Genomic DNA, 15166 nt, shown 5'->3' on the forward strand with positions numbered 1-15166 from the left:
CCCCTTGGCGGATCTCGTGGAGCTGCGGGATCGGATCGCACGGATGCGGCCGGTCTCCCTGCGGCGCCCGGCGAGCTTTTATTCTAGGCGAGCGACTTCGCGGCTTGACCGGGAGGAATGCCCGATGACAGCACCAATCGGGCCCCCGTTCGGGGGTCATTACTCCTGCGTGGGAAGTGTGGCCGTGCGGGGAATCGTGTCTTCGTCGTCGCCTTGCGGCTGCTGCTCCTGGGTCACGGGGGCACCCGCCGCGTCATCCGGTGCGGCAACGACGTCGATGACGACGGCGGTCACGTTGTCACGCCCACCGGCATCGAGCGCCCGCACCACGAGCTCCTGCACGACCTCAGAGCAACTCGTGCCCGCCGCGAGGATCTCGCCGATGATGCGCGCATCGACCTCTTTCGTGAGGCCATCGGAGCAGAGCAGGAGGCGCATCCCCTCGCGCACGGGAATGTGCCAGAAGTCGGGAACGGGGTCGGCGTTGAAGCCGACCGCCCGCGTGATGATGTTGCTGTCAGGGTGGGACTCGGCGTCACCCGCGGCGATCATGCCGGCATCGACCATCTCCTGCACGACCGAGTGGTCGACCGTGATCTGCGCGAGACGGTCATCCTGGAGCACGTAGACACGGGAATCGCCGACATTGAAGACGAGCCAGGCGAGCTCGCCCTCCTCGATCGTCAGCATGGCCCCCGTCACGGTCGTACCCACGCCGAGGCTCGCCTCATCGCTGACCTCGCCGATGTCCTGCGTCGCGAGACGCAGGGCCGCGCCGATCTCAGCTGGAGCGCCGAACGGCCCCTCATTCGCCTCCGAGAGGCGGCGCACGACGGCGGCGCTCGCGAGGTCACCGGCCGAGTGGCCGCCCATGCCGTCCGCAACCGCGAAGAGCGGCGGCGAAGCCACGTAGCTGTCCTCATTGTGCTTTCGACGGTGCCCCGTGTGCGTGGCGACGCCCCAGGCGAGCTCGATCTCGCCGCCCGAGGGGATGGCGATGCGGTGGTTCGCCGTGTTCTCGCCGATCTCGGTCACTGCGGGGCTCCTTGGATCATGGATCTCTCTCCGGTCGTGCGCTGAAGGGGAAGGATCTCGAGCACATTGCCGTCGCCGATGTCGACGACCGTGCCGGGAGTGACGACGAGCGACTCCCCCGGGCGAAGCGCCCGCGGGGTGGCCCCCGGCATCGTGACGGTCGTGCCGTTGGTCGAGCGCAGGTCGGTGAGGACGACGGATGCCCCCTCCTGTCGCACCTCGAGGTGCGTGCTCGACACCTCCTGTTTGGGCGATGGCACCCGCACGAGGCGGGGTCGCACTCGCTGCGGCACACGGGGGAGGCTGGGCCTCCTGCCGATGTGTGCGGGACGGTCGAGCTCGATGGGCTCGTGGGAGTTGACCGTGAAGCGGTAGGTCGACGCGACGGCGGGGTTCGGAGCCGGACTCTCCTGTGGAGCATCCGTGCCCTGCGAGGAGGACCGTGTCGCCGCATCCGGATGCGGTGTAGCGACACCGAGCGGCTGCGCCTCGACCGCAGGCGGCCGGAGGCGGGTGACGAGTCTCGTGTCGGCGTCGTCGGGTTCCGTGTCGAGCGCGCCCGAGCGCGACGGCCTGATGACCGTGTCCTCGACGTCGCGCTCCACGCCCCAAGCCTATTCGCTCCCACGTGGCGAGAGTGTTCATATCGCAGTGCGACACCCCCACTCCCAGGCGGTTACACGGGATGCGACTGCTATCCTCTTCGAGGCAACAGCAGGGAGATTTGGGTGGAGATCCTCGACGACGGCCCTGCCGTGGCGCAGAAGCGTCCGCGTCGCCGTCGCCGCAACAGGCTCGGCACCCTCCTCGGCCTGCTCATCGTGGGGGCCCTGACCGTCGGCGGCATCTGGGTCGCCAACAACCCGCAGCCGATCATCGACCGCGTCACGGTGTGGCAGTACGAACCGGACCCCGTCATCGCGGCGCATGCGGAGCGCCTCCAGCTGACCGAGCACGCACGCTTCCTCTACTACGCGAGCACCCCGGTCGTCAGCAGCGGCGATGTGTTCGCGGAGCAGTGCCCCATCGACCACAACGAGCAGGAGTTCGGCGTGCTCGGATGCTACGTGCACGCCGAGAAGACGATCTTCCTCTTCGACGTGACCGACGAACGGCTCGACGGTGCCGAGGAGGTCGTCGCGGCGCACGAGATGCTGCACGCCGCCTGGGACCGCACGGGCGAAGCCGAGAAGGAACGGCTCGGCGCACTCCTGGAGGAGGAGTACGCGCGACTCATCGACGACCCCGACTTCTCGGCACGGATGGAGTTCTACTCGCGGCACTCCCCCGGCCAGCGTGCGAACGAACTGCACTCGATCATCGGCACGGAGGTCGCAGATATCTCGGGCGAGCTCGAGGAGTACTACTCCCGATATTTCGTCGACCGTGCGGTCGTCACCGGCCTGCACGCCTCGTCCCACGCGGTCTTCGTCGACCTCCAGGCCCAGGCCGATGCGATCGTCTCGGAGCTCGAGCAGTTGAAGGACTCCGTCGAGAGCGATTACGAGCGCTACACAACGGGCTACGACCAGTTGAACGGCGACATCAAGGTGTTCAACCAGCGCGCCCAGGATGGCTTCTACACCGAGCAGGGTTTCGCCTCGGCGCGCTCACGACTCCTCGCGCGCGGAGCCGAGCTCGACACGCTCTACGCCTCGATCCTGGAGCGCGTCGAACGCCACGACGCCCTCGCGGCGCAACTCAAGACGGTCAACGAGACCTCGGCGCAACTGCAGCGCGGGCTCAACATCGGCGGAGAGGTGCGCGCCGAGGTCGACCCCGGCTGAGCGATCCGCGAGGCCTCAGCCGGAGACCATGAGGCGCGAGACGGCGCTCGTGCGGGCGAGCTCCGCCTCGATGCCCGCGACGGCGTCCGCGAGAGGGCACTCCACGAGTGACCTGAACGACTCGGTATCGCGCGTGCTCACGTGCGAGGAGACGTTGACCGCCGCGAGCGTGCGGCCCCGGGCATCCGCTATCGGCATGGCCATCGACCGCAGGCCGTGCTCGAGCTCCTGGTCGGTGAGCGACCAGCCCTGCTCGCGCACGCGCTCGAGCTCCCCCAGCAGGTCGGGAATGGTCGCGATCGTGCGACTCGTGCGGCGCTCGAGCGGCACGACGTCATAGCGGCGCAGGACCTCCTCCGTCGGCAGCGCCGCGAGGAGCACCCGCCCCATCGAGGTCGCGTAGGCGGGAAAGCGTGTGCCGATCGTGATGCCGATGCTCATGATCCTGCGCGTGGGCACGCGAGCCACATAGACGATGTCGGTGCCGTCGAGCACGGAGATCGACGTCGTCTCTTCGACCCGTGCGGCAAGCTGCTCGAGGTGCGGCATGGCGAGGTCCTGCAGTTGCAGGCCCGAGAGGTAGCTGTAGCCGAGGTCGAGCACCCGCACGGTCAGTGCAAAGACCTTGCCGTCGGTGCGCATGTAGCCGAGCTCGCAGAGCGTGTGCAGGAAGCGGCGCGCCGTCGCCCGCGTGAGTCCCGTGCGACGCGCGACCTCGCTGAGGCTCATCTCGGAGTGCTCCGCGTCGAAGGCACGGATGACCGACAGGCCGCGTGCAAGCGACTGGACCCCGGATGCCCCGGCGGGCAGTGTCGGCGGCACGGCGCGGTGCACGGGCTCGCCCGTCACTGACGCCATGCTGCTCGTGGACACTGCCCGCCCGTTCTCTCGCTAGGGGGTGCGCGTCGCGGTGGAACCGGTTGCGGCCTCCGCCTTCGCCCGCTGGATCTGCTCGTAGACGTGCCCGCGCAGTTCCGTGAAGCGCGGCAGCGACCGCGTCGACAGCTGGTCGCGCTCCTCGGGCAGGTCGATGTGCAGGTCTTCCTGCACCACGGTCGGCGAGCTGGAGAGCACGACGACGCGCTCGCCCAGGTATACCGACTCGTCGATGTCGTGCGTCACGAAGAGCACCGTGATGCCAAGTTGCTTCCACACGCGGCGTACGAGGTCCTCAAGGTCGGCACGGGTCTGGGCGTCAACGGCCGCGAAGGGCTCGTCCATCAGCAGCACCTTGGGCTGGTAGGCGACGGCACGGGCGATCGCGACGCGCTGCTGCATGCCGCCCGAGAGCTGCCAGGGGTAGCTCTTCGGCACGTGGTCGAGGCCGACGGCCTGCAGCGCCTCGTCGACGAGGCGGTCACGCTCCGCCTTGGCGACGCCCTGGTTCTTGAGCGGCAATTCGACGTTGTCGCGGATGTTCATCCAGGGGAACAGGCTGCGGCCGTACTCCTGGAACACGACCGCGAGGCCCTTGGGCGGCCCGGTGACGAGCTTCCCGTCGAGGGCGACTATGCCGGAGGTCGGGGCGAGGAGGCCCGCGATGCACTTGAGCAGCGTCGTCTTGCCCGAGCCGGAGGGCCCGACGAGACACACGAACTCCCCCTCGCGGATGTCGAAGTGCAGGTCGCGCACGGCCTCGATGTCGCCGGCATCCGTTTGGTACACCTTCTTGATGTGCTGCACCGAGAGGGCCACGCCCTCGGGAATCGTGATCGACTCGGTGCGGCTCGTCTTGATGGTTCTCGTGCTGGCGGTGCTGTGTGTGCTGCTTGTGTCGTTCGTCATCGGTCAACCTCTCTCAGGCCGTGGTACCAGCGAAGCACGCGCTTCTCGGTGAACTGGAAAATCAGGGAAAGCGCGACGCCGAGCAGGCCAAGCAGGATGATGCCTGTCCACATCTCGGGCACCGCGAAGGTGCGCTGGAACTGCACGATCGTGTGGCCGAGGCCAGACGATGCGCTGCCGAGCATCTCGGAGATGACCATCAGGATGAGGCCGATCGAGATCGACTGGCGCACCCCCGTCATGATCTGGGGGCTCGCGGCACGCAGCACCAGGTGACGCAGGCGGGCCCCGCCCCTGATCCCGTAGACCGCACAGGTGTCGTTGAGCACGGAGTCCACGGCCCTGACGCCCTCGATCGTGTTGAGCAACACGGGCCAGATGCAGCCGAAGACGATCACGGCGATGCGCATCTGGTCGTTGATGCCCATGACGAGCGCGAAGACCGGGATGATGACGGGCGGTGGGATCGCGCGGAGGAACTCGAGTGCGGGTTCCATGAGCATCCGGAGCACCCGCACCGAACCGATCAGGATGCCCAGTACGACGCCCGCGATGATCGACACGACGATGCCGACGAGGATGCGGCCGATGCTCGGCAGCACATCGCGTGTCATGCGCTCGCCGAACCACACGTCGCCGAAGATCTCGAAGAGTTGGAGCGGCTTGGGCACGAAGAAGTTCGTGTTCCCGATCGTGAGCGCCCACCAGAGGATCAGCAGCACGACGGGGAGTCCTACGAAGTAGGCGAATCTCTTGAGGAGGCTCATACCGCCACGTCCTTCCGCACGGAGGCGTGCCAGCGCAGCACACGCTTCTCGATGAAGCGCATGACCATGTTGATGATCACGCCGATGATGCCCGTCGCGAGCACGAGCGAGTACATGGCGACCACGCTGCCGCCCGAGCGGTTGAGTTCGATCTGCTTGCCGATGCCTGGCGTTCCGATCACGAGTTCCGCCGTAATCGCCAGCACGAGCGCGACCGCCGCAGCGAGTCGAAGCCCGGTGATGAGGTATGGCAGGGTCGTCGGCCACACGACGTGCCTGACGCGGGCCCACCATCCCAGTCCGTAACTCCGCGCCGTGTCCATCGCCACGCTGTCGACATCCGCCGTGCCGTAGAGCACCTGGATGAGGATCTGCCAGAACGACGCGTAGACGATGAGCAGCAACGCCGACTCGATGCTCACGCCGAAGAGGAGCACGGCGAGGGGGATGAGCGCGACCGAGGGGATCGGACGCAGGAACTCGATCGTCGTGTGGGTCGCCTTGCGCAGGAAGTTGCTTCCCCCGATGACGAAGCCGATCACGGTCGCCGCGACCGCGGAGATCGCGAGGCCGATGACCCAGCTCGTCATGGTCTGGCCGACGCTCGTCCAGAAGCTCGCCGAGACGAGGTCTGTGCCGAGACGCACGAGCACATCACTTGCCGGTGGGAAGAAGCGCGGGTTCACGAGGCCCGTGCGTGACGCGACCTCCCATACGGCGAGGAAGAGGATGATTCCCACGACACCCAGCACTGGGGCCGCAAGGGAATGCTGGGTCCAGGGCACCCGTCTCGCGGGGCCACCGGGTGGGGATGCTGCGACTGTCACGTCATTTCTCTCTCATCGTTGAGGGTGCGGCCGTGGCCGCGGTTTGAGTGGCTAGGCATGGCGACCGGTGCCGCCGCGGGGCGTCCCGCAGCGACATCGGCACCGAGTGGGATCAGTCGAGTACGAAGAAGGTGTCGAGCTGGGGTGCGGTCGAGAGACCGCTGAACTCGACAGCAGCATTCGCAAGCTTCTGTGCCGCGTCAAGGTTGACATCGGCGCGGAAGCGCGGGAGCGCGATCTGCTCGATCAGTTCGGGAGAGATCTCGGTGTAGGTGGCGAGGATGCGACGCACCTCGTCGGGGTTGTCACCCGCGTACTCGAGCGAGCGCTGCATGGCCGCACGGAACGCGTCGACGACCTCGGGCTTCTGCTGGATCGTCTGTGCGCTCGTGAAGTACCCGGCGACATCCAGCTCGGGGTCGAAACCATTGAAGTTGTAGAAGAGCACCCTGGCGCCTGCGTCGACCGCCTGGGTCAGGAAGGGCTCGACGATCCAGGCCGCGTCGACCTGGCCGTTCTCGAGCGCCGCCGGCGCGTCGGGGAAGCCGACCTCGATGAACTCGATCGTCGAGGCATCGCCGCCGTCGTCCGCCACGATCTGACTCACGGTGCTGTCGCCAATGTTGGCGAGCGTGTTGACCGAGACGGAGCGTCCTGCGAGGTCCGCGGCTGTCTGGATGTCGGAGTCGGCACGCACGACAACCCCGCCGAAGTCCTTCTCGAGGTCTTCACTTGCGGTGACGCCGTTGGCGACGACGCTGAGGCTCATGGGCGTGTCTGTGCCGAACTGCTCGTTGGCGAACATGAGCGACACGTAGTTGCTGAAGCCGAAGTCATAGTCGCCGCTCACGACGCCGGGCACGATTGCCGCGCCACCACCGGCCGTGTCGATCGTGACGTCGAGGCCCTCCTCTTCGAAGAAGCCTTGATCGACGCCGAGCCAGATGGCTGCCGTGTCAGCGATGGGGATGACGGCGGCGCTGACCGGTGTCAGTTCACCGTCCTCGCCGGGGGTGGCGCCGCCACCTGAGCCTGAGCATGCCGCGAGCGCGAGCACGCCCAATACTGCCGTTGCTGTGAAAACCTGCCTCTTCATGCCACCACTTCCTTGTGCGTGTACTGGCCTCTGTTGTTCGCGTGGCGAACAAATGTTCTCCACGCACACAACAGTTGTCAACTTAAACTATCGACGCCGTCACATAATGGCAAGGCTCGGGGCACATCAGTCGGTGGGGGCGTCCTCCGCGAAGACCGACTTGACGACGGCGAAGGCCGAATTCGCTGCGGGCACGCCGCAATAGATGGCCGACTGGAGCACGACCTCGACGATCTCCTCGCGGCTCAGGCCGTTGCGCTGGGCGGCGCGCAGGTGCATTGCGAGCTCCTCCAAGTGCCCGTGCGCGATGAGCGCTGTCAGGGTGATCGCGCTGCGCATGCGGCGGTCTAGTCCCGGACGCGTCCAGATCTCGCCCCACGCATAACGCGTGATGAGTTCCTGGAAGTCCGCCGTCGCTGGCGTGATGCCCTGCGTGGCGCGGTCGACGTGGTTGGCGCCGAGCACCTGCCTGCGCACGGCCATGCCTTCGTCGTAGCTCTCCTGGTTCGTGCGGCCTTCTCGTGCCATGGTCATGCTCCCTTGCGAGGTGTCGTGATGAAGGTGTCGATGAGGGCGGATGCAACGGCCTCCGGCTTCTCGACGGGTGCGAGGTGTGCCGCGCCCACGATCTCCACCCCGATGCCGCCGGGCACCGCGTCGGCGACCGAGCGCGCCTCCTCGGGGGTGATGACGGAGTCGAGGTCACCCCACAGCGCGAGGAGCGGCACCGAGATCTCACCAAGGCGGGGCCGGATGTCGCTTGACGCGAGCGCCTCGCAGCACAGCGCGTAGCTCTCATCGTCCGCAAAGGCGAGGCTGTTGAGCAGCGCGCCGGATGCCTCCGGCTGCTCCTCGATGAAGCCGGGCGCGAACCAGCGCTCGGCCGAGCCCGAGACCAAGACCGGGGTGCCCTGCTGCCGCACGGTCGCGGCGCGCTCCCGCCAGGCATCCTCGCTGCCGATCTTCGCCGAAGAACAGATGATCGAGGCTCCCAGGACCCGCTCCGGATGCCGTAGCGCGAGTTCCAGAGCCACCTGGCCGCCGAGCGAGACGCCCGCATAGTGGAACTCGTCCATGCCAGCGTGGCGCGCGGTATCGACCACGGCATCCGCGAGTTCCGCGACCGTGAAGGCTTCGCGTGCCGCGGGAGACTGGCCGTGACCCGGCAGGTCGACCGAGAGGATCGTGAAGTGCCGCTTCAACTGCGGGATCGCACGAGCCCAAAGGATGCTCGAGGTGCCGAGCGATTGGCCGAGCACCAGGGCCGGCCCGCTGCTCCCCTCGACCGCGATTCCTGCCAGCACCGGCTGCGTCACTCTGTGTCCTCCGTGTCGGCCGCGCGGGCCCCGTCGATGATCCTGTCGATGATGAGGCCCGCGTCGCCCACGTAACGGGCGGGGTCGAGCGATGCGGCGAGCGTCTCGTCGCTCACCTCGGCGAGCGCCGCCTCGCCGCGCAGCAGCGAGAGGAGGTCGGCGTCCGGGTCGCCAGCGGCGCTCGTGACGAGCTCCTGGAGCCGGTCGCGCCCGACCCGAGGCCCGTACTCGAGCATGAGGCGCTCGCTCACGATGAGGGGTCCGCTCAGTTCGAGGTTGCGGCGCATCGCCTCGGGGAACACCCGAAGCCCACCCGCGAGTTCGGCCGCAGCGTGCGCTGCTCCCCCGGCGAGGCGGAGCAACTGTCGCAGCGCCTGCCACTCGGCGTGCCAGGCCCCCTCCGGGCGCTCGTCGACCGCGACGGCGCTCGACTGCAGTTCGGCCGCGAGCGCGGGTGCCTGCCGAGCCGCCGAGTGGATGAGCAGGCTGAGCACGGGGTTCTGCTTCTGGGGCATGGCCGATGAGCCACCGCGGCCCGTCACGATGGGTTCGCCGAGCTCTCCGAACTCGGGGCGCGCGAGCAGCAGCACGTCGATCGCGACCTTGCCGAAGGCGCCGGCCGCCTGCGCGAGCGCCGCGCCGAGTTCTACGACCGGGCTCCGCTGCGTCTGCCACGGCACCGACATCTGCAGGCCGAGCCGTGCGGCCACGCGCTCCCCGACCGCGAGTCCCGTGCCGGTCTCGCCGGTGATCGAGTACGCCGAGAGCGTTCCGCCCGCGCCGCCCCACTGCACCGGCAGGGAGCGAGCCACCCGGGCGAGCGAGCGCCGCGCCGCCGCGACCCCGCCGAGCCAGCCCGCGGCCTTGAGCCCGAAGGTGCTCGGCACGGCGTGCTGCGTGAGGGTCCGCGAGACCATGAGCGTGTCGCGGTGCGCGCCGGCGAGCGCCATGAGTCCCGTCGCCGTCGCCGCCGTGTCCCTGCGGATGAGTTCGAGCGCCCGCTGGGCGACGAGCATGAGGGCCGTGTCGAGGATGTCCTGGCTGGTCGCTCCGCGGTGCACCCAGGCGGATGCCGCGGCATCCGTCGCTCCGACAGCAGCCCGCAGGTCCTTCACGAGCGGGATGACGGGATTGCCGCCCGAGCGTGACCGCACGGCCAACTGCGCGATGTCGACGTCAAGTTCGTCGGCCGCGCAGGCGACGACCTCGGCCGTGCCGGCTGGGGCGAAGCCGAGGTCCTCCCACGCCCAGGCCAGGGCCGCCTCGGCCTCGAGCATCGCCCGCACGATCGCGGCATCCGAGGTCGCGGGGGCAATGGGCGTGCCCGCCCACTGCGGCGACAGGAGTCCGAGGTCCGCCGTGTCGTCGGCCGCCGTCACCCGATCAGTCTTTCTGCCGGTAGTCGAGGAACACGGTCTCCGTCTCGCCCTGCATGTGGACGTCGAAGACGAGGTCGCCGCGCTCGTCGCGACGGGCGATGAGCGTGCCCGCCCGGTCGCCGAGCGACGACAGGAACGCGTCATCCGTCGCGCGCTCGGCTGCCTCAGGCAGGTAGATGCGCGTGTAGAGACGGTCGAGGAGGCCGCGCGCGAACACAATCAGCGTGAAGAAGGGCAGTGCGCCCTCGCGCGTGGCTCCGGGCTCGACTGTCGTGAACGAGAACATGCCGTTGTCATCGACGGCGGCCCGGCCGAAGCCCGTGAAGGTGTAGCCGTCGCGGCGGAGCGATCCCTCCGCGGTGGACACCTCGCCGTTCTCGTCGGCCTGCCAGATCTCGACGATCGCATCCGGGATGGCCGCGCCGTTTCCGTCGAGCACGCGGCCGTAGAGCCGAACGGCGGCCGGATGCGTGCGGTCGACGAGCTGCTCGCCGCCCTCATAGGGCAGCGCATAGCCAAAGAAGGGTCCGACCGTCTGGCCGGGGGTTGCGGGAAGCCTGGTCATCAGTGGTCACCCTCCTCGGGCTCGGTCCACGTGCGCTTCGAACCGTTGAGCACGATGTCCCAACGGTAGCCGAGTGCCCACTCCGGCGAGGTCACCGAGTGGTCGTAGCTTGCGACAAGGCGGTCGCGCGCATCCTGGTCGACGATCGACTGGTAGATGGGGTCGAGCGCGAACAAGGGGTCGTTGGGAAAGTACATCTGCGTCACGATCCGCTGGGTGATCGCGGTGCCGAAGACGGAGAAGTGAATGTGGGCGGGGCGCCACGCGTTGCTGTGGTTGCGCCACGGGTATGGGCCGGGCTTGATCGTTTGGAACCGGTACCAGCCGTCCTCGTCCGTGATGGTGCGGCCCGTGCCCGTGAAGTTCGGGTCGAGCGGGGCCGGATGCTGGTCACGCTTGTGCACGTAGCGACCTGCCGAGTTCGCCTGCCACACCTCGATGAGCTGGCCGGGCACGGGGCGTCCATCGCCGTCGAGCAGGCGGCCCGTCACGACCATGCGCTCGCCGAGCGGGTCACCGTTGTGCTGGATCGTCAGGTCGGATTCGACCCACGACACGTCGCGGTGGCCGAAGGCGGGCGAATGGAGCTCGATCGTCTCGGGGTCCGCGAGCGCGAGGCTCTTGGTGGGGTGGCGCAGGAGGCTACTGCGGTACGGCGGGTAATCGATACGGGTGCGCTCCTCGACGGGGCCTCCCGCGGCGACGCCGTCGCGGTACTCCTGCTCGAGCGCCTGCATCTCCGCGGTGATCTCGTCCTGCGTCGCAGTCGTGGCGAGCGGGTCGGTGGAGCGCTGGGGGCCGTCTTGGGTCTCCTCGACGTCCTGCACGCCGCCGCCCTGGGTGTCTGGGGTGGGATTCGAATCGGTCACAGCCACACCTTCCCAGCGTCGGGCATCATCACCAAGCATCGCTTTCCACTCAGTGGAAAGAAAATTTGCTCAGCGTCGCACTGCCGTGTGGAAGAGGTCACGCCACCGCCGCCCATCGCTCTCGAGGCTCACCCCGAGCGCCTCGGAGATCTGGGAGGCGGCATCCTTCAGCAGCGGTACTGCGCGCGCCACACTCGCCCGGTTGAGGTGCGAGACGAGGCCGACCGCCGCATACGGCGGGCCGTCGCTCACGAAGATCGGCACCGCGATCGACGCGTTGCCGAGCGTCATCTCTTGGTGCGCGACGCTGTAGCCGTTGACGCGCACGGCCTCGAGCTCGCCGCGCAGGGTCGCCTCGTCGACCCGCGAGTGCACGGTCGCCCGGCGCAGGGGCTTCGAGAAGAAGTCGTCGAGGAAGGCGTCGTCCTGGAAGGCGAGGAGCGCCTTGCCGACGCCCGTCGTGTGCAGGGGCAGGCGGCCACCCATGCGGCTGATGGTTGGCACGGAGCGACGCCCAACGAGCCGCATGACGTAGAGCGCCTCACCCTCATCGAGGATCGCGAGGTGCACGTTCTCCCCTGACGCCTCATAGAGCCCAAGGAGGAACGGAAGGGCCATCTCGCGGAAGCGCAGGCTCACGGCCGCGAGCTCTCCCCGCTCCCACAGGCCCGTGCCGATCGAGTACCGCAGGCCATCCCGCTCGAGCAGGCGCTCCGACACCATCTCGGCCGCGATGCGGTGGGTTGTGGCGACCGGCAGGCCGGCACGCGTCGCGAGCTCCGACACGGTCAGGGTGTCGTGGTCCTCATCGAAGGCGCGAAGGATGCACGCGACCCGCGCGACCATCGACACCGCCGCATCCGCCATGCCGCCAATCGTATCGACGCCCACGTCACAAGCCGTCGAGCACGGGAACTGGCCGCGCGCCGTCCCACTCGAGCGGGAGTGTGAACATGGCCCGATAGCTGAAGGCCGGGTCCCAGCCGTGGAAGACGAGCACATCGCCATCCGGGCCCTCCACCACGTCCTGCCCACCCGGTCCGAGGAGCCGGGAGTCCGCGACGGTCGTGCTCAGCACCGGCTCGTCGAACTTGGTCCAGGGACCCTCCAGCCCGGGGGCCGTCGCCGCGCCGATCGCGTAGCGGTCGTCCCCGTAGCTGTTCGCCGAGTAGAGGAGCACCAGCTGGCCGTCCCTCTCGAGGATCGTCGGCGCCTCGACGAGATCGCCCTCCCACTCCAAGTCCTGCTTGATGAGACGCACGGGCGCGCCAGCGAGCGCGAGGCCGTCGGCCGTGAGCGGCACCGCCTGCAACCACGTGTCCAAACCGCAGCAATTGCCGTCGTTCTTCCAGACGAGGTGCAAGTGGCCGTCGACCACCGCCGTGGAAGCGTCGATCGCGCCGCCCTCCTCCTCAGGGCACACGAGCATCGACTCCCCCGCGACCTCGAATGGCCCCTCCGGCGTATCCGCCGTCGCGACGCCGATGCACTGCACCGAGGGCGAGAAGTTGCTCGCCGTGAAATACATGACGAAGCCATCCCCGACCTGCGACACCTCCGGCGCCCAGGTCTTGCCGGGGACGATCCACGACGGCAGCTCCGGCAACGCATCCTCGCCCTGCACCTCCCACACCTCAAGGTCGTCGGATGTCGCAAACTGCACGTTCTTGGCGTTGTCGTTCGTCGCATAGGCGTAGTAGCGGCCGTCGACCTCGAGCACATCGGGGTCGGGGAAGTTGGCCTTGATGACGGGCTGCAGCATCCCTGAGCCCGGCGCCTCTGTCTCGCCTGCTGGCGACCCGGATGCCGCGCATCCGGTGAGCAGCAGGCCCGCGGCCGTGAGCACCGCGGCGCCCCGCCGCATCCGGCGCACGCCGCTCACCCCTTGACCCCGGAGCGCGCGACGCCCTCGATGATGAAGCGTTGCAGGAAGACGAAGAGGATGAGCACCGGCACGCTCGCGATCACGGCGCCCGCCATGAGGAGGTCGTAGCGAACAGTGTTGGCCGATTGGAGCGTCGAGAGACCCGCGGGCAGGGTCTGCATCTCGGGGCTGAACAGCACGTAGACGGGCCACAGGAAGTCGTTCCAGTTCGTCAGGAAGGCGAGGAGCGCGAGCGTGGCGAGTGCGGGCCGGGCAAGGGGCAGCACGACGCGGGTGAAGATCACGAAGCGGTTCGCGCCATCGAGGAGGGCCGCCTCCTCGAGCTCGATCGGCAGGCTCAGAAAGAACTGTCGCATGAAGAAGACACCGAACGCGGATGCCGCCGTCGGCACGATCACGGCGACGAGGGTGTTGAGCCACCCGAGCTCGCTGACGATCAGGTAGTTGGGGATGATCAGGATGACGGGAGGCACGAGGAGGGTGCCGATGACGACCGCGAGCACGATGTTCTTGCCGCGGAACTGCATTCGCGCGAGCGGATAGGCGGCGAGCGACGCCGTGATGACGACGATGGCCGAATTGCAGGCGGCCGCGAGCATGCTGTTGCCGAACCAGACCAGCACAGGCGTCGCATTGGCGGAGAAGATCGTCTCGTAGGCCTGCAGCGAGAACGGGTTCGGAATCCACGTCGGCGGGATGCCCGCGGCCTCCGCCCTCGTCTTGAACGACGTCACGATCATGAAGACGAGGGGGCTCGCGAAGATCAGCGCGATGACCGAGAGCACGACGAGGCGAACGAGAGACTTTGTCTTCTGCGCAGGGGTGCTCGGGCGCCGGGCGGGCACTCCTCCCCCACCGGTCACGATCGCCCTCGTCGCTGTCATCGCTCAGCCTCCTTCGTGCTGACCTGCTTCTCCTTGCGCTCCCTGAAGAGCCAGAAGACGATGACGCTCAGGACGATGAGGAACAGGGTGAGCACGTAGCTCATCGCGGCGGCTGACCCCATCTGGAAGTTGCGGAGGCCCGTCTCAGCGATCTGGTAGATCGCCGTGCGCGTCTCGCGGCCGGGGCCTCCCTCCGTCATGAGGTAGGACTGTCCGAACATGTTGGCCGAGGCGATGAGGGTGATGATCGTCACGAAGGAGAGGATCGGGCGCAGGCCCGGTAGCGTCACGTGCACGAACTGCTGCCACTTGTTGGCCCCGTCGACCTTCGCCGCTTCGTAGAGTTCCGCCGGGACATCCTGCAGCGCGGCGAGGTAGATGACGGAGTTGTAGCCGAGCGTCCACCACACCGTGACGCCCACGAGCGCCACCCAGGCGGCTGGCACCGAGGTCGTCCAGGCCGTGTCATCCGGCAGGCCGACGGCGCCCAGCATGTAGTTGACGAGCCCGATGTTGTTGTCGAGCAGGTAGCGCCACATGACGCCGATGACCGCGACGCCCAAGACGTAGGGGGCGAAGTAGATGGCCCGAAAGAAGTTGCGGCCGGGAAACTTGCGGTTCATGAGCAACGCGACCCCGAGCGGGATCACGAGCAGGAGCGGAACGCTGAAGAGCGTGAAGATGCCCGTCGCCCGCATGGAGTTCCAGAAGAGCCCGGAGGTGCGCGACTCCGGATTGAAGAGCGCGAGGTAGTTCTCAATGCCCACGAAGGGCTGCACGGGCATCGTGTAGTCCCAGCGGTGAAGGCTGATCCACAGGCCCAGCACTGCCGGGAGCACGACGAAGCCCCCGAAGAGCACGAGATAGGGCAGGAGGAAGAACCACGGCGTCAGCCGATGCGCGAGGCCGCCTCGGCGGGAGCGGGGGGCCCGGGACACGTCCCGGACGCCCCGCTCGATCGTCATCACCAT

The 15166-nt window shown here is 68.0% G+C and carries 17 protein-coding genes; 1 reads left to right on the forward strand and 16 read right to left on the reverse strand.

Annotated features, from left to right (window positions below; all coding sequences use genetic code 11):
* Window positions 1-159 precede the first annotated feature (159 nt).
* Window positions 160-1035: a PP2C family serine/threonine-protein phosphatase gene (locus FVA74_RS09200; RefSeq protein ID WP_147721799.1), complete on the reverse strand. Its 876-nt coding sequence runs from the start codon at window positions 1033-1035 to the stop codon at window positions 160-162.
* Window positions 1032-1640, reverse strand: a complete 609-nt coding sequence (locus FVA74_RS09205) for an FHA domain-containing protein (protein WP_147721801.1) — start codon at window positions 1638-1640, stop codon at window positions 1032-1034. The genes FVA74_RS09200 and FVA74_RS09205 overlap by 4 nt, the downstream gene beginning before the upstream one ends.
* A 123-nt stretch (window positions 1641-1763) precedes the next feature.
* On the opposite strand from FVA74_RS09205, the gene FVA74_RS09210 reads away from it, so the two are divergent.
* Entirely contained in the window at window positions 1764-2822 is a 1059-nt protein-coding gene (locus FVA74_RS09210; protein WP_147721803.1) for a hypothetical protein, read from the forward strand.
* 15 nt (window positions 2823-2837) lie between these two features.
* Here FVA74_RS09210 and FVA74_RS09215 read toward each other — a convergent pair whose 3' ends face one another.
* The 14 genes from FVA74_RS09215 to FVA74_RS09280 all read right to left on the reverse strand — a co-directional run bounded on the left by FVA74_RS09215 (window position 2838) and on the right by FVA74_RS09280 (window position 15166).
* Window positions 2838-3680: an IclR family transcriptional regulator C-terminal domain-containing protein gene (locus FVA74_RS09215; protein ID WP_147723152.1), complete on the reverse strand. Its 843-nt coding sequence runs from the start codon at window positions 3678-3680 to the stop codon at window positions 2838-2840.
* 33 nt (window positions 3681-3713) lie between these two features.
* The gene (locus tag FVA74_RS09220) at window positions 3714-4607 is read right to left on the reverse strand and encodes an ABC transporter ATP-binding protein (RefSeq protein ID WP_147721805.1); all 894 of its coding nucleotides are present in this window, start codon (window positions 4605-4607) and stop codon (window positions 3714-3716) included.
* Window positions 4604-5374, reverse strand: coding sequence for an ABC transporter permease (locus tag FVA74_RS09225; protein ID WP_147721807.1), 771 nt, complete (start codon window positions 5372-5374; stop codon window positions 4604-4606). Before FVA74_RS09225 ends, FVA74_RS09220 begins: the two co-directional genes overlap by 4 nt.
* Window positions 5371-6201 carry an ABC transporter permease gene (locus FVA74_RS09230; RefSeq protein WP_147721809.1) on the reverse strand — a complete coding sequence of 277 codons (831 nt, stop codon included), beginning with the start codon at window positions 6199-6201 and terminating at the stop codon, window positions 5371-5373. The genes FVA74_RS09225 and FVA74_RS09230 overlap by 4 nt, the downstream gene beginning before the upstream one ends.
* Window positions 6202-6313: 112 nt before the next feature.
* Window positions 6314-7297 (reverse strand): ABC transporter substrate-binding protein, encoded by a 984-nt coding sequence (locus FVA74_RS09235; RefSeq protein ID WP_147721811.1) that lies wholly within the window; start codon window positions 7295-7297, stop codon window positions 6314-6316.
* Window positions 7298-7423: 126 nt separating this feature from the next.
* On the reverse strand, window positions 7424-7831 hold the full coding sequence (gene pcaC / locus FVA74_RS09240) for a 4-carboxymuconolactone decarboxylase (RefSeq protein ID WP_206022621.1): 408 nt from the start codon (window positions 7829-7831) through the stop codon (window positions 7424-7426).
* On the reverse strand, window positions 7828-8613 hold the full coding sequence (locus tag FVA74_RS09245) for an alpha/beta fold hydrolase (protein WP_147721813.1): 786 nt from the start codon (window positions 8611-8613) through the stop codon (window positions 7828-7830). Before FVA74_RS09245 ends, pcaC begins: the two co-directional genes overlap by 4 nt.
* Window positions 8610-9992, reverse strand: coding sequence for a lyase family protein (locus tag FVA74_RS09250; protein WP_147721815.1), 1383 nt, complete (start codon window positions 9990-9992; stop codon window positions 8610-8612). Before FVA74_RS09250 ends, FVA74_RS09245 begins: the two co-directional genes overlap by 4 nt.
* A gap of 4 nt (window positions 9993-9996) precedes the next feature.
* A complete protein-coding gene (pcaG, locus tag FVA74_RS09255) occupies window positions 9997-10557 on the reverse strand; it encodes a protocatechuate 3,4-dioxygenase subunit alpha (protein ID WP_147721817.1) in 561 nt (186 codons plus the stop codon).
* Window positions 10557-11384 carry a protocatechuate 3,4-dioxygenase subunit beta gene (pcaH, locus tag FVA74_RS09260; protein ID WP_370512092.1) on the reverse strand — a complete coding sequence of 276 codons (828 nt, stop codon included), beginning with the start codon at window positions 11382-11384 and terminating at the stop codon, window positions 10557-10559. Before pcaH ends, pcaG begins: the two co-directional genes overlap by 1 nt.
* A gap of 111 nt (window positions 11385-11495) precedes the next feature.
* On the reverse strand, window positions 11496-12317 hold the full coding sequence (locus tag FVA74_RS09265) for an IclR family transcriptional regulator (RefSeq protein WP_168220099.1): 822 nt from the start codon (window positions 12315-12317) through the stop codon (window positions 11496-11498).
* 1 nt (window position 12318) lies between these two features.
* On the reverse strand, window positions 12319-13308 hold the full coding sequence (locus FVA74_RS09270) for a glycoside hydrolase family 43 protein (RefSeq protein ID WP_240792190.1): 990 nt from the start codon (window positions 13306-13308) through the stop codon (window positions 12319-12321).
* Window positions 13305-14195, reverse strand: coding sequence for a carbohydrate ABC transporter permease (locus FVA74_RS09275; protein ID WP_147721823.1), 891 nt, complete (start codon window positions 14193-14195; stop codon window positions 13305-13307). Before FVA74_RS09275 ends, FVA74_RS09270 begins: the two co-directional genes overlap by 4 nt.
* Window positions 14192-15166 (reverse strand): carbohydrate ABC transporter permease, encoded by a 975-nt coding sequence (locus tag FVA74_RS09280; protein ID WP_147721825.1) that lies wholly within the window; start codon window positions 15164-15166, stop codon window positions 14192-14194. Before FVA74_RS09280 ends, FVA74_RS09275 begins: the two co-directional genes overlap by 4 nt.

The organism is Salinibacterium sp. dk2585, from assembly GCF_008001035.1.
Classification (GTDB): domain Bacteria; phylum Actinomycetota; class Actinomycetes; order Actinomycetales; family Microbacteriaceae; genus Homoserinimonas.

Excerpts from the sequence above, each read along its gene's own strand:
- FVA74_RS09215 (WP_147723152.1), bottom strand. The coding sequence starts at position 3,680 with ATGGCGTCAGTGACGGGCGAGCCCGTGCACCGCGCCGTGCCGCCGACA.
- FVA74_RS09220 (WP_147721805.1), bottom strand. The coding sequence starts at position 4,607 with ATGACGAACGACACAAGCAGCACACACAGCACCGCCAGCACGAGAACC.
- FVA74_RS09225 (WP_147721807.1), bottom strand. The coding sequence starts at position 5,374 with ATGAGCCTCCTCAAGAGATTCGCCTACTTCGTAGGACTCCCCGTCGTG.
- FVA74_RS09235 (WP_147721811.1), bottom strand. The coding sequence starts at position 7,297 with ATGAAGAGGCAGGTTTTCACAGCAACGGCAGTATTGGGCGTGCTCGCG.
- pcaC (WP_206022621.1), bottom strand. The coding sequence starts at position 7,831 with ATGACCATGGCACGAGAAGGCCGCACGAACCAGGAGAGCTACGACGAA.
- pcaG (WP_147721817.1), bottom strand. The coding sequence starts at position 10,557 with ATGACCAGGCTTCCCGCAACCCCCGGCCAGACGGTCGGACCCTTCTTT.
- FVA74_RS09275 (WP_147721823.1), bottom strand. The coding sequence starts at position 14,195 with ATGACAGCGACGAGGGCGATCGTGACCGGTGGGGGAGGAGTGCCCGCC.
- FVA74_RS09280 (WP_147721825.1), bottom strand. The coding sequence starts at position 15,166 with ATGGTGATGACGATCGAGCGGGGCGTCCGGGACGTGTCCCGGGCCCCC.